The organism is Mesorhizobium sp. WSM4814, assembly GCF_055811595.1.
In genome coordinates this window covers 1-12,454 of the sequence record NZ_JBVVQT010000010.1, presented here as the reverse complement: position 1 = coordinate 12,454, position 12,454 = coordinate 1, and the positions used below count along the sequence as shown (strand labels likewise).

Below are 12,454 nucleotides of genomic sequence, written 5' to 3'. Positions count from 1 at the left end.
GTCAGTCACTCCATTTGCCCGTACCAGCGGTTTCGGTTGCATAGGTGGAAAAGTCCTTTGGGGCGCGGCCGAGCACGCGCTCGACGCCGTCGGTCAGCGCCTCGTTGCGACCGTCGAGCACCTCGGTGAACAGCTCGTTGAGCAGCCAGGCGAACTCGGCCGGCAACTCGTATCCGGCTACTGCGGCGGTGAACTCGGCATGCGAAATCCTGACAAAGCGGATGTCGCGGCCGGCCGCCTTGCCGATCTCGGCGACCGCGTCGGCGAAGCTCAGCAGACGCGGCCCGGTCAGCTCGTAAAGCTGGCCGACATGGCCTTGCCGGGTAAGCACCGTCACGGCGGCATCGGCAATGTCGTCGGCATCGACGAACGGTTCTCCGACAGTGCCGACCGGCAAGGCCACCTCACCGGCCAGCAGCGGATCGAGCAAAAAACTCTCGCTGAAATTCTGGGAAAACCAGGCGCAGCGCAGGATCGTCCAGTCGGCGCCTGAGGCTTTCAGCATCTCTTCGGCACGTTGCGCTTCGATCTCGCCGCGCCCCGACAGCAGCACCAGCCGGCGCACACCGCTTGCCACGGCAAGGTTGGCGAAGGCGCCGACCGCTTCGGCCGCGCCGGGCACCGCAAGATCGGGATAGTAGCTGATGTAGGCGGCACCGACACCATCGAGCGCGGGTTCCCAGGTCGTATCGTCTTCCCAGTCGAAGGGCGGGGTGCCCGAGCGCGAGCCGATCCGTACCGGCAGGCCCTGCGCCGTCAGCCTGTCCGCGAGACGACGGCCGGTTTTGCCGGTGCCGCCGAGGATCAAAATCGGTTTTGCTGCTGTATCAATCATGGCGATTTTCCTTTGCTCAAAAATATGAGTAATCCTCACATTTGCAAAACGTGATAAACCCTCGTATTTTGTGAGTCAAGCCAGTTTGTTGATCATTCGCCAGGAGACAGTGATGGAAGGCTCGAGCGTAGCGGGTTCACAGGATGGCCAGATCGCATCGCCGCGCCGGGCGCCCAGCCAGCAGCGCAGCCGCGAGCGGGTCGAGCGGATGCTGGCCGCCGCCTCTGCGCTGATCGCCGAGAAAGGCAGCGATGCCATGCGCATGGGCGAGGTGGCGGAACGGGCCGGCGTGTCGATCGGCTCGCTCTACCAGTTCTTCCCGGACAAGCGAGCGATCATCTGGGCGCTGGCCGAGCGCCACACCTCCGAAAGCCAGGCCTGCATCGCGGCAGCGCTTGCACCGGTTAGCGACGCCGAAGGGCTGGGGCGGGCATTCTCCGAGCTGGTGGATATCTATTACGGGCTATTCCTGGCCGAGCCGGTGATGCGCGACATCTGGTCGGGCACACAGGCCGACAAGGCGCTGCGCGAACTCGAACTCGCCGACAGCCGGGCCAACGCCGAATTCCTCACCGCGGTGCTGAAGCGGCTGCGGCCCACCGCCGATCCGGCGGCGCTGGAAACGACGGCGTTTCTCATCTGGCAGATGGGCGAGGCCACCATGCGGCTGGCGATCTCGGTCGGTCGAAAGGAAGGCGACGACCTGGTCGCCGCCTACAAGCGCATGGCGCTGCGCGAACTGGTCGACGAATAGAGCCGCATTCCGGCAAGAAAAAACCCGCCACGAGGGCGGGTTCCTTCTGATCCGAAAAAGGCTTACGGCTTAGAGCCCAAAACCTTCGAAACGCTTCTTGAACTTCGACAGGCGGCCGCCGCGGTCGAGCAGGGTCTGCTGGCCGCCGGTCCAGGCCGGATGGGTGGTCGGGTCGATGTCGAGGTTCATCGTATCGCCTTCCTTGCCCCAGGTCGAACGGGTCATGTATTCGGTGCCGTCGGTCATGACGACCTTGATGGTGTGGTAGTCGGGATGGATATCGGTCTTCATTGTGCTATTCCTGGTTCGCTGGCGCCGCTGACGGGCGTAAAGCCTGCGTCGATGCGCCCCTTTTTAAAACTCGAAGCCGCAGCTATTGAGGAGCCACGGCTTTTAAAAACGGTCGGCGAGCCTATACATCAGCCGGAATTGAATCACAAGGCCGCGGTAAGCGCATATTGAGGCGCATGCCCAGAAGGCGGCCAGAGGAAACGGTCATGGCGCACACCAGCGGCGATGCAGACGAGCGTAGGCGCTCGCTCAAGCCGCTGCGGCGCCTGTTCCCCTACATCACCCGCTACCGGAAAATGGTCATTGGCGCGGTCGTCTCGCTGACCGTTGCTGCGGCGACGACGCTGGCGCTGCCGCTGGCCGTGCGGCGCATGATCGACCATGGCTTTTCCGATTCCGATTCCATTTTCATCGCCGAGTATTTCGCCATGCTCGTGGTGATGGCTGCCTTGCTCGCTGCGGCGTCGGCCAGCCGCTATTATTTCGTCATCACGCTGGGCGAGCGCGTCGTCGCCGACATCCGCAGCGACGTCTTCCGCCATGTCACGACGCTGTCGCCATCCTTTTTCGATACCGCACAGTCGGGCGAGATCGTCTCGCGGCTCGCCGCCGACACGACGCAGGTCAAGTCGGCGGTCGGTGCCACCGCATCGGTAGCGCTGCGCAACGTCATTCTTGGGCTTGGCGCCGTGGCTATGATGGTCTTCACCAGCCCGAAACTGTCGGGCCTCGTCATCGCCGCCATTCCGGTGATCGTGCTGCCGCTGGTCGCCTTCGGCCGCTCGGTGCGGCGCAAATCGCGGCTGGCGCAGGACACACTGGCCGACGCCACGGCCTATGCCAGCGAGCAGATCGGCGCGGTGCGCACGCTGCAGGCCTTCACCAATGAGAAGCTGGTCACCGGGCATTTTTCAGCTGCCGTGGAAGCGGCTTTCGAGGCGGCGCGGTCCTCGATCTTTGCCCGCTCCTTCCTCACCTTCTTCGCCATCTTCATGATTTTTTCCTCGGTGGTGGCGGTGCTGTGGTTCGGTTCGCGCGACGTGCTCGACGGCACGCTGTCGCCGGGCACGCTCGGACAGTTCCTGCTCTATTCGGTGTTCGCCGCCGGCGCGCTTGGCGCGCTGTCGGAAGTGTGGGGCGAGCTTTCCCAGGCGGCGGGCGCTGCCGAACGGCTGACCGAGATCCTGGCCGAGAAGCCCGCGATCCAGGCCCCCGCGCATCCGAAACTGCTGCCGGCGACGGCCAGAGGCGCAATCAGTTTCGACGATGTGTCCTTCTCCTATCCGGCCGGGCCCGACCGCGCTGCCGTCCACGGCCTGAGTTTCCAGGTCAAGCCCGGCGAGACGGTGGCGATCGTCGGCCCGTCGGGTGCCGGCAAGAGCACCGTCTTTTCGCTGCTTTTGCGCTTCTACGACCCCGAGACCGGCAAGATCATGATCGACGGCGTCAATGTGCGCGAGGCCGACCCCGTCGCCATCCGAGAGCGAATCGCCATCGTGCCGCAGGACGTCACCATCTTCGCGGCCAGCGCCCGCGACAATATCGGCTTCGGCCGTCCGGACGCCAGCCAGGCCGAGATCGAGGCGGCGGCCAGGGATGCGCTTGCCGACGAGTTCATCCTGAAACTCGAGAAAGGCTATGACAGCCAGGTCGGCGAGCGCGGCGTGACCTTGTCCGGCGGCCAGCGCCAGCGCGTGGCGATTGCCCGCGCGATACTGCGCGATGCGCCGATCCTGCTGCTCGACGAGGCAACCTCGGCACTGGACGCCGAAAGCGAGACGCTGGTGCAGACGGCGCTGGAGCGGCTGATGCAGGACCGCACCACGATCGTCATCGCCCACCGGCTGGCGACGGTGCTGAAGGCGGACCGGATCCTGGTCATGGATGGCGGCTGCATCGTCGAGGAAGGCACCCACCAGAGCCTCGTCGCCAAGGGCGGCATCTATGCGCGGCTGGCCAAGCTGCAATTCGAAACCGGGGCGAACGCCTTCAGAGGCGCCGCGGAGTAGTAGGACGACGCTGCCAAACGGCTTCGTCTTTTGCAAATGGCGCTGGTCGGCGGCGACGAAAGTGCCGCCGCGTTCGATGCGCTTGAAAATATGTCAGGCGCCCTTCAGCACCTCCCCATAGCGCTTGCGCAAATGCTCGGTGAAATGCGTGGCGTTGAGCTTCTCGCCGGTGGCGCGTTCGAGCAGTTCGGGCGTCGACCAGCGCGAGCCTTGCGACCAGATCTTTTCACGGCGCCAGTCGTTGATCGCCGCGAAATTTCCCTTGGCGAGGTCTGCGTCGGCCGAGGGATGCTCTCTGGTCAAGGCGGCCCATTGCTGCGCCGCCATCATCGCGCCCAGCGTATAAGACGGAAAATAGCCGAAGGCAGCACCCGGCCAGTGCACGTCCTGCATCGGCCCGTCGGCCGGGTTGTCTGATGTCGACAGGCCGAGATAGTCGCGCATCTTGGCGTCCCAGGCCTCGGGCAGGTCGGCGGCCTCGAGCCGCCCTAAGACAAGCTCCTGCTCCAGCTCGTAGCGCAGGATGACGTGCAGCGGATAGGTCACCTCGTCGGCGTCGACACGGATCAGCCCGCGCTCGACCCGGTGCACATGCGGCAGGATGTCTTCGATCGACCAGGTCTCGCCGAGGTGCTTTTCGACCACCGGCAGCGCCCAGCGCCAGAATTCGGGGTTGCGGCCGATCTGTTTCTCGACGAACAGGCTCTGGCTTTCATGCACAGCCATGCCGCGCGCCTTGCCGAGCGGCCAGTGCGCCCACGCCTGCGGCAGGTTCTGCTCGTAAAGCGCATGGCCGGTCTCGTGCAGCACGCCCATCAGCGCCGACAGGAAATCGGAGGTCTTGTAGCGGGTGGTGATGCGCACGTCGCTCGGCACGCCGCCGCAGAACGGATGATGCGATACCGACAGCGAGCCGTGGGTGAGATCGAAGCCGACCGCCGCCATCATGGCGAGGCCAAGCTCGCGCTGCTTTTCGATCGCATAGCTGCCCGAAAGCGGTTTTAGCGGATGTTTCGCCAGCCGCTCATCCTGCACCGCCAATGCCTCCGGTACGAAATCCCGCAGGAACGTCTTCAACTCGGCGAAGACCGGCGTGATGTCGGCGGCGCGGTTGCCGGGATCGTACTGCTCCATCAGCGCGTCGTAGGGATCAAGGCCGAGCACGTCGGCGCGAAGGGCTGCTTCCTCGCGCACCAGTGCGACGACGCCTTCTAGCGCCGGCAAAAAGCCGGCCCAGTCGTTCTTTGCACGCAAGTCGCGCCACAACTGCTCGGAGCGCATCCGGGCGGTGGTTTGGCGCTCGACGAATTCGACCGGCAGGCAGGTCAGGTTGGTGTATTGCCGTCGGAATTCCTTGACCGCTGCCTGCTGTTCTTCGTTCAGCGTTTCCTGTTCGGCCGCTGCGATCCAGTCGGCGATCTCCGGCGCTGTCGCTCTGGCGTGATGCATGCCGGCCAGCGCCGACATCGCCTCGGCGCGCTTTTCGCCGCCGCCGACGGCCATGTGGGTCGCCTCGTCGGCGCCGAGAATGGCGAGCGCATGCTCCAGTGCTTCAAGCTTGTGGCCGAGGTCGTCGAGTTTTTGAAAGGACATTGTGGCTTCCGCGGAATTTGAACGGCGGGAAAAGATACCAATGCGCTGATATTGGCAACCCTGAAAGGCGGTTCGCGATGGGCACATGGTTGCTGGCCAGGATGCACGCTGCAATGGGTCTTGCGGGAGCGGTGGCGTGCGTGATCAATGTCGCGAGGCGGCGGCGCGTCGCATCGGGGAGACGAAGCATGATCGCCAATGTGCTGGTCGGGTTGGTGGCGCTGATCCACCTTTACATCGTCTATCTGGAGATGGTGCTGTGGGACACGCCGCGCGGCCACAAGGCGTTCAAACTGACGCCGGAATTCGCCAGCGCATCGAAAGTGCTTGCGGCCAACCAGGGACTCTACAACGGCTTTCTCGCCGCCGGGCTGATCTGGGGGCTTTACCTCGGCGCGGCTGGTTTCCAGATCAAGGTGTTTTTCCTGCTCTGCGTCGCCATCGCCGGCCTCTACGGCGCGGCGACGGTCGGCAGGAAAATCCTCTACGTCCAAACCGTGCCCGCTGCCGTTGCTCTGGTCGCAGTTTGGCTGGGCGCATAACCCCGAAATCGGACTCGATTTTTGGAAACGCTTCCTGCCTGGGGCTTCGGTGCGGAACGGATCTTGCGCAAGATCAACAGATCATGCGCAAGATCAAAGTGCGGCGCTGTAATGGATGATTTCAGCCTTTTGGATAGTTTGGGCCGTAGCCGTTCGGATAGTACCCGCCATCGCCACCGCTGCCGATGAGGAAGGCGCTGCCGGTGGCAGCCCGCAGCCTTTGGCTGACATGATCGAGCTCAGCCAGCAATTGATGATATTGCGTGGCCGGCATCGTTCCATCTCGCGCGGCCCTCTGCGCGGCCCGATCAAGTTGAGCGACCTGCGTGCGCAAGCCACGCGCTTCGTCCAGCTTGATCCTGTTCGCCTGCATGGCGCCTCGGATACCGGTATCCACGCTCTCTATCTGGTTGATCAAAGCTGCCTCATGCGGGCCGGCGTCGGCGCCAGCAAGCGGGACGGTGACGAGAAGTGCGGCGAGCGTTGCAGTCCTGAAGGTCTTGGGAGTGAAAGAGCGCATGTTGCGTCTCCTTTTACAGGGGAGGCGGCGATTGGGAGGGCCACCTTCCGGCCGTGGGCCGTCGGTTCCGTCGGGCCGCGATGGACGCTTCCACCGCCGGCGGTTCTCGGCCCCATGACAGCTAGAGCGGGATGAATTTAGTTTGGCGCATAACCGGCCTCGATGAAGTAGTTTGTGCATTCGGTTGAGGTGACAGTGCCGAGGATTTGGCCGATAGCGTCACAGACGGTCTCGACTGTTCGCCTGGCAGCCTTGCGCAGCCAGTGCTTGGCGAAGAATTTCTCAATAGGGTTGAGGTCGGGGGAGTATTTGGGCAGCAAGAACAGCCTGGCGCCGGCCGAGCGGATGGCACGGCGCACGGCCTTGCCCTTGTGCGAACCGAGATTGTCCATGATGACGATGTCATCGGGCTTGAGGGTGGGGACGAGAACCTTGTCGACATAGAGCTGGAAACGCTCGCCGTTGATCGGTCCGTCGATCAGCCATGGTGCATCGACGCGGTCGTGGCGCAGCGCCGCCAAGAAGGTCATGGTCTTCCAATGGCCGTGCGGCACCTTGGCCCTGAGCCTTTGGCCACGAGGCGCCCATCCTCTGAGCGGCGCCATATTGGTCTTGGTCCAGGTCTCATCGATGAAGACCAGGCGGGAAGGATCGATGCGGTCCTGATACTTTGCCCACTGTGCTCGCCTGCGCGCCACATCGGGGCGATCCTGCTCAGCCGCGATCAGCGCCTTTTTTTGTGACTGAGCTTCTCGGCATGGACGAACTCCCACACCGAGCGGTAATCGACCTTCAGGGCGCGCTCGCCAAGCTCGGCCACAAGACCGCGCAGTGTGAACTCCGCCGCCCGGCAGCGCACCAACAGCCACTCCCGATGCTCTCCAGCAATCTTCTTCGGCCTGTGCCCACCCATCTTGCCGGGCGCAAGGCTGCTCGTTTCGCGCAAGCGGCGTACCCATCGGATGACCGTGCTGATTCCAACCCCGTAGCGCTCTGCCGCCTGACGTCGCGACAGGCCCTCCTGCTCAACCGACGCTACCACCCGCGTGCGAAGATCCATCGAATAAGGCTTGCCCATCCATGCTGGCCTCCTGACCCAGCCAGCAGGTTGAATCTGATTTGCTCGCCTTCGGGAATCCCCTTTCGATTCAGCCTCAATTCATCCCGCTCTAGGAGGGATCCTCGGCAAAGTGTAATCAAAAAAAGGTAATCTTTTCAGGCCTTGCTAGTCTGCATCGCCGCCCTACGTGCGGCCGCCGCCTGGAGCCGGGGCGATCAGCGCTCGGTCAGTTTCAGCTCGATGCGGCGGTTCTTGTTGCGCGCGTCTTCGGTGTCGGCGGGGTCGAGCGGCTGGAATTCGCCGAAGCCGGCGGCAACCAGGCGGTTGGCCGGCACGCCGTTCTCGATCAGGAACTTCACCACCGAGGTCGAGCGCGCCGTCGACAATTCCCAATTGTCGCGGTAGCGGCCGGTGCCCGACAGCGGCTTGTCGTCGGTGTGGCCGTCGACGCGCAGCACCCAGTTGATCTCCGGCGGGATCTCCTTCTGCAGGTCGATGATGGCGTCGGCGAGCTTCTTCATCTCGTCCTTGCCGGCATCGTTGATCACTTCGGAGCCTGTCGGGAAAAGCACTTCCGACTGGAAGACGAAACGGTCGCCGACGATGCGGATGTTCTCGCGGTCGGCGAGGATTTCGCGCAGGCGCCCGAAGAAGTCGGACCGGTAGCGGTTCAGTTCCTGCACACGTTGCGCCAACGCGACGTTCAGGCGGCGGCCGAGATCGGCGATCTTGGTGTTGGACTCGCGATCGCGCGCTTCCGACACGTTGAGCGCTTCTTCGAGCGCTCCGATCTGTCTGCGCAGCGCCGAGATCTGCTGGTTGAGGATTTCAACCTGGCTCAGCGCCTGCTGGCTGATCTGGCGCTGGTTGTCGAGTTCGCCCGACAGCGCCGTGGCCCGCTGGTTGGCGGCGTCGCCGGCACCGGCGCCTTGCGCCAGCAATTGCTCGAGCCGGCTCTTTTCCGCCTCCGACGCCGACAGCGACGCCTGCAAATTGGCGAGCGAATCTTCCTTGTCCTGCGTTGTCGAACGCTCCAGCGCCAGAAGCTGGGTCAGTTCGTTGATCTGCGAATTGAGGCGGTTGAGCACCGTGTCCTTGCCGGAGATTTCGCGGCCGAGCAGGAACTGCGCCAGCACGAAGACGGTAAGCAGGAACATGATCGCGAGCAGCAACGTCGACAGCGCGTCGACGAAGCCCGGCCAGTAATCGATACGGCGATCGGCACGCCGGCTCCTGGCGAGAGCCATGCTAATGGACTCCAGTCTTCTTCAAGGCGTCCGCAATCTTCTCCAGAGTGTTGCGCATCGCCTTCTGCTCGTCCGACTGGGCCTCGACCCAGTCGCGCATGATCTGCTGCTCCGAGCGCATGTTCTTGACCAGACCCGAAATGCCGTCGGCAAGGTTGGCCATGGCGGTGGCGACACGCGGATTGGCGCCACCGCCGCTCTCTTGCATGCTGCGCAGTCTTTCCGACAGGACGCGGATCTCGTCGGAGGACTCGGCCCTGGGCGGTTCGGCGACAACGATGTCGGAGGACAGGTCGGTGACCGAGGATAGCCAGTTTTCGAGCTCGGTGTAGAAGCGTGTCTGGGCGCGGCCAGCCTGCAGGTCGAGGAAGCCGAGCACCAGGGAACCGGACAGGCCGAACAGCGACGACGAGAAGGCGGTGCCCATGCCGGCCAGCGGCGCGGCAAGCCCGGCCTTCAGGGATTCGAGCACGGCAGCGGCATCGCCGGTGCCGGGATCGAGCGAGCCGATCGTCTCGCGGATCGAGCCGATCGTGTTGAGCAGGCCCCAGAAGGTGCCAAGCAGGCCGAGGAACACCAGCAGCCCGACAAGATAGCGCGAGGTGTCGCGGCTTTCGTCGAGGCGGGTGGCGATCGAATCGAGCATGGTGCGCATCGAGCTGGTCGAGAAGGCGATCGTCGGCGAGCGGCCGATCATCGCCTTCATCGGCGCCAGCAGCACCGGTTCGGTGGTTTCGGAGCCGGCCCGAAAAGAGTTGACCCAGCGCACTTCGCGAAACAGCCGGCCGACCTGCGCGAAGGCCAGCAGGATGCCGACCGCAAGCACGCCGACGATCAGGCCGTTGAGACCGGGATTGGTGGCGAAGGCTGTCGAGATCTGCCGGGTCAGGATGGCGGCGATGAAAGCGACGATCATCAGGAAGATGACCATGGTCAGGAGAAAGACCTGCGGGCTCGACAATTTGTGCGGATCGTACATCAGCACGTCGGAGCGCCTGCCCATGCCGAAGGATTTGAAAAAAGCCATCCGTGCCCCGTTTCCGATGCCGCCGCCGCCGCCAATTCACGTTTGACGGCGACTCTAAACGCAATTGTGACCAAATTGAATGGCGCTTGGCAATATTGCCAAGCAGACCATTGCGTTAGAGTCGCTTGATGACCAGGCAGTCGACCATGGCGGCAAGATGCAGGCCGGCGCCGGTGACGACAAAGCCGTGCCACAGCGCATTGTGGAAGCGCAGGCCCTTCCAGGCGAAGAAGATGACGCCGCAGGAATAGACGATGCCGCCGGCAACGATCAGCGCGATCGATGTCGTCGGCAATGTCTCGACGAGCGGCTCGACCAGAACGATGCCGCTCCAGCCGATGGCGAGATAGAAGACGACCGCCAGCCGGTCGAAGCGACCGGGAAGAAGCACTTTGATGGCGATGCCGATCGCTGCCGCGACCCAAACCAGGACGATCATCGAGATGGCCAGCGGCGAGCCGTCGAGCTGGGCGAGAAAAGGCGTGTAGGTCGCGGCGATCAGCAGATAGATCGCGGCATGGTCGAAGCGCCGCAATATCCACTTGGCTGGCGACGACACCGGCCACAGATTGTAGGCCAGCGACACCGACAGCACGGTGAGCAGCGAAATCACGTAGAAAGCGGCGGCGATATATTCGCCCGGACCGGTATGGAAGGCAGCCAGCGCCAGCAGCGTCGAGCCGGCAGCAATGGCGAGCACGATGCCCACCGCATGGACGATGCCGTCGGCGATCATTTCGGCGCGCGAATAGTGCCAGCGTCCCATGAACGGGATTTCGATCTGGGGTATCTCGATCTGGGATTCCGGGCCGATATGCGTCATGAAGGATCCTGCATCCGCCTATTTGGGCGGATGCCGGACAGCATTTCAAGCTTTCGTTGCGGTTTTGCGACTGCGGCGGTTCAGCGCGCCAGGTCCGGGTTCATGCTTCTTCGGGATCACGTCTAGCGCGGCGTCACCGGCTTCCTGACGGTCTTCAACAGCGCACGCTGGATGGTCTCGTTGCCGGCGATGATCGAGCCGCCATCCAGCATGTTCTGCCCGCCGGCGAAGTCGGAGATGAAGCCGCCAGCCTCGCGGATCAGCAGGATGCCGGCGGCGACGTCCCAGGCCGACAGGCCGGTTTCCCAGAACCCGTCCATGCGGCCGGCAGCGACGTAGGCGAGATCGAGCGAGGCGGAGCCGAGGCGGCGCACGCCCGAAACTTCGGCCATCACGTTGCGCAGCTCGATCAGGAAATTGCCATGTTGGCCGCGGCCGAGATGCGGCACGCCGCAGCCGATCACCGTGTCGATCAGCTTGGTGCGGCCGGCAACCCGCAGCCGGCGGTCGTTCATGAATGCGCCGCCACCGCGCTCGGCGGTGTAGAGTTCGTCCATCGCCGGATTGTAGACGACACCGGCGACGATCTGGCCCTGGCGCTCCAGCGCGATCGAGATGGCGAAGAGCGGAATGCCGTGCAGGAAATTGGTGGTGCCGTCGAGCGGGTCGACGATCCAGCGGTGCTGGCTGTCGTCGCCTTCGATCAGGCCGCGCTCCTCCATCAGGAAGGCATAGCCCGGCCGCGCCTTCGACAGCTCGGTGAAGAGGATTTCTTCTGCCTTGCGGTCAGCCTGGCTGACATAGTCGCCCGGCCCCTTCATCGAGACCTGCAGGTTCTGCACTTCGCCGAAATCCCGCGACAGCGAGCGCCCGGCCTTCATAGCGGCCTGGACCATGACATTGAGGATCGCGGAACGCGCCATTGCTCTTCTTCCTGCCGCTGCGCCTATTTGCCTTGAGGCATGATCTTGTCCAAAAAGTCTGCAACTTTTTGGGATGATGCTATTTGCTTTGAGACATGATCTTGTCCAAAAAAGTCTGCAACTTTTCGGGATCATGCCTTAGTCGGCGCGGCGCACATAAGTGATTTCGTTGGTGTCGACGATGATACGCTCGCCCGAGCCGATGAAAGGCGGCACCAGCACGCGAATGCCGTTTTCCAGCATCGCCGGCTTATAGGACGAGGCGGCGGTCTGGCCCTTCACCACCGGGTCGGCCTCGGTGATCGTCAGCGTCACCTGGTCGGGCAGCGAAATGCCGATCGGCCTTTCGTCATAGAGCTGGACCGTCACCATCATGCCGTCCTGCAGGAAGGCAGCGCGATCGCCGACGAAATCCTTTTGCAATTCAAGCTGCTCGTAGCTTTCGGTGTCCATGAACACCAGCGCTTCGCCCTGTTCGTAGAGGAAGGAGAAATCCTTCATCTCCAGTCGGATCTGCTCGACTGTCTCGGCCGAGCGGAAACGCTCATTGAGCTTGGTGCCGTTGATCAGGTTCTTCAGCTCGACCTGATTATAGGCGCCGCCCTTGCCTGGTTTGACAGCGTTGGTTCTGACCGCCACCCACAGGCCGCCATCGTGCTCGATGACGTTGCCGGGACGGATTTCGTTGCCATTGATCTTGGCCATGATGATGTGATCCGGAATGAGATTTCGCGACGAAAGCGATTTGGCGCCTCCAAGACCACAAATCGCCAGGAGAGGCAAGCGATTGGGCAAGAGGGGGATTGGGCAAGAGGGGGAGTGGGCAAGAG

14 protein-coding genes are annotated in these 12,454 nt (G+C 63.3%); 4 read left to right on the top strand and 10 right to left on the bottom strand.

What is annotated here, in order from left to right:
• Position 1: 1 nt before the first annotated feature.
• Positions 2-835, bottom strand: a complete 834-nt coding sequence (locus AC0L2V_RS16750) for an NAD(P)H-binding protein (protein WP_473520643.1) — start codon at positions 833-835, stop codon at positions 2-4.
• 112 nt (positions 836-947) lie between these two features.
• Between AC0L2V_RS16750 and AC0L2V_RS16745 the strand changes: the two genes are divergently transcribed.
• Positions 948-1,589: a TetR family transcriptional regulator gene (locus AC0L2V_RS16745; RefSeq protein ID WP_473520642.1), complete on the top strand. Its 642-nt coding sequence runs from the start codon at positions 948-950 to the stop codon at positions 1,587-1,589.
• A gap of 69 nt (positions 1,590-1,658) precedes the next feature.
• Here AC0L2V_RS16745 and rpmE read toward each other — a convergent pair whose 3' ends face one another.
• A complete protein-coding gene (gene rpmE, locus AC0L2V_RS16740; protein ID WP_006327661.1) occupies positions 1,659-1,880 on the bottom strand; it encodes a 50S ribosomal protein L31 in 222 nt (73 codons plus the stop codon).
• Here rpmE and AC0L2V_RS16735 point away from each other — a divergent pair.
• Positions 1,863-2,051, top strand: coding sequence for a hypothetical protein (locus AC0L2V_RS16735; protein ID WP_139172593.1), 189 nt, complete (start codon positions 1,863-1,865; stop codon positions 2,049-2,051). The genes rpmE and AC0L2V_RS16735 overlap by 18 nt on opposite strands.
• Positions 2,052-2,086: 35 nt before the next feature.
• Positions 2,087-3,889 carry an ABC transporter transmembrane domain-containing protein gene (locus AC0L2V_RS16730; RefSeq protein ID WP_473520641.1) on the top strand — a complete coding sequence of 601 codons (1,803 nt, stop codon included), beginning with the start codon at positions 2,087-2,089 and terminating at the stop codon, positions 3,887-3,889.
• A gap of 93 nt (positions 3,890-3,982) precedes the next feature.
• Here AC0L2V_RS16730 and AC0L2V_RS16725 read toward each other — a convergent pair whose 3' ends face one another.
• Positions 3,983-5,482, bottom strand: a complete 1,500-nt coding sequence (locus tag AC0L2V_RS16725) for a carboxypeptidase M32 (RefSeq protein ID WP_473520640.1) — start codon at positions 5,480-5,482, stop codon at positions 3,983-3,985.
• 188 nt (positions 5,483-5,670) lie between these two features.
• Between AC0L2V_RS16725 and AC0L2V_RS16720 the strand changes: the two genes are divergently transcribed.
• Complete coding sequence (locus AC0L2V_RS16720; protein WP_473520639.1) at positions 5,671-6,024, top strand: DUF1304 domain-containing protein; 354 nt, start codon at positions 5,671-5,673, stop codon at positions 6,022-6,024.
• A gap of 121 nt (positions 6,025-6,145) precedes the next feature.
• Here AC0L2V_RS16720 and AC0L2V_RS16715 read toward each other — a convergent pair whose 3' ends face one another.
• The 7 genes from AC0L2V_RS16715 to efp form a co-directional block, all read right to left on the bottom strand.
• A complete protein-coding gene (locus AC0L2V_RS16715; protein ID WP_473520638.1) occupies positions 6,146-6,544 on the bottom strand; it encodes a hypothetical protein in 399 nt (132 codons plus the stop codon).
• Between the two features lie 137 nt (positions 6,545-6,681).
• Positions 6,682-7,622 (bottom strand): IS630 family transposase gene (locus AC0L2V_RS16710; RefSeq protein WP_473520637.1). Its coding sequence is split into 2 segments (ribosomal slippage): positions 6,682-7,274 and positions 7,274-7,622, totalling 942 coding nucleotides; the frame shifts between segments, so codons are not numbered across the junction.
• 197 nt (positions 7,623-7,819) lie between these two features.
• Entirely contained in the window at positions 7,820-8,851 is a 1,032-nt protein-coding gene (locus AC0L2V_RS16705) for a peptidoglycan -binding protein (protein WP_023800005.1), read from the bottom strand.
• Between the two features lies 1 nt (position 8,852).
• Positions 8,853-9,878, bottom strand: a complete 1,026-nt coding sequence (locus AC0L2V_RS16700) for a MotA/TolQ/ExbB proton channel family protein (RefSeq protein WP_473520636.1) — start codon at positions 9,876-9,878, stop codon at positions 8,853-8,855.
• A gap of 115 nt (positions 9,879-9,993) precedes the next feature.
• Positions 9,994-10,701 (bottom strand): PAQR family membrane homeostasis protein TrhA, encoded by a 708-nt coding sequence (gene trhA / locus AC0L2V_RS16695; RefSeq protein WP_473520635.1) that lies wholly within the window; start codon positions 10,699-10,701, stop codon positions 9,994-9,996.
• Between the two features lie 122 nt (positions 10,702-10,823).
• Positions 10,824-11,624, bottom strand: a complete 801-nt coding sequence (locus tag AC0L2V_RS16690) for an inositol monophosphatase family protein (protein WP_473476266.1) — start codon at positions 11,622-11,624, stop codon at positions 10,824-10,826.
• A 138-nt stretch (positions 11,625-11,762) separates the two neighbouring features.
• A complete protein-coding gene (gene efp / locus AC0L2V_RS16685; RefSeq protein ID WP_023800001.1) occupies positions 11,763-12,329 on the bottom strand; it encodes an elongation factor P in 567 nt (188 codons plus the stop codon).
• Positions 12,330-12,454 lie beyond the last annotated feature (125 nt).

Coding starts and splice junctions, on each gene's coding strand:
- rpmE (WP_006327661.1), bottom strand. CDS start 1,880: ATGAAGACCGATATCCATCCCGACTACCACACCATCAAGGTCGTCATG.
- AC0L2V_RS16715 (WP_473520638.1), bottom strand. CDS start 6,544: ATGCGCTCTTTCACTCCCAAGACCTTCAGGACTGCAACGCTCGCCGCA.
- efp (WP_023800001.1), bottom strand. CDS start 12,329: ATGGCCAAGATCAATGGCAACGAAATCCGTCCCGGCAACGTCATCGAG.
- AC0L2V_RS16730 (WP_473520641.1), top strand. CDS start 2,087: ATGGCGCACACCAGCGGCGATGCAGACGAGCGTAGGCGCTCGCTCAAG.
- AC0L2V_RS16700 (WP_473520636.1), bottom strand. CDS start 9,878: ATGGCTTTTTTCAAATCCTTCGGCATGGGCAGGCGCTCCGACGTGCTG.
- AC0L2V_RS16735 (WP_139172593.1), top strand. CDS start 1,863: ATGGATATCGGTCTTCATTGTGCTATTCCTGGTTCGCTGGCGCCGCTG.
- AC0L2V_RS16690 (WP_473476266.1), bottom strand. CDS start 11,624: ATGGCGCGTTCCGCGATCCTCAATGTCATGGTCCAGGCCGCTATGAAG.
- AC0L2V_RS16705 (WP_023800005.1), bottom strand. CDS start 8,851: ATGGCTCTCGCCAGGAGCCGGCGTGCCGATCGCCGTATCGATTACTGG.
- AC0L2V_RS16720 (WP_473520639.1), top strand. CDS start 5,671: ATGATCGCCAATGTGCTGGTCGGGTTGGTGGCGCTGATCCACCTTTAC.
- AC0L2V_RS16725 (WP_473520640.1), bottom strand. CDS start 5,482: ATGTCCTTTCAAAAACTCGACGACCTCGGCCACAAGCTTGAAGCACTG.
- AC0L2V_RS16745 (WP_473520642.1), top strand. CDS start 948: ATGGAAGGCTCGAGCGTAGCGGGTTCACAGGATGGCCAGATCGCATCG.
- trhA (WP_473520635.1), bottom strand. CDS start 10,701: ATGACGCATATCGGCCCGGAATCCCAGATCGAGATACCCCAGATCGAA.
- AC0L2V_RS16750 (WP_473520643.1), bottom strand. CDS start 835: ATGATTGATACAGCAGCAAAACCGATTTTGATCCTCGGCGGCACCGGC.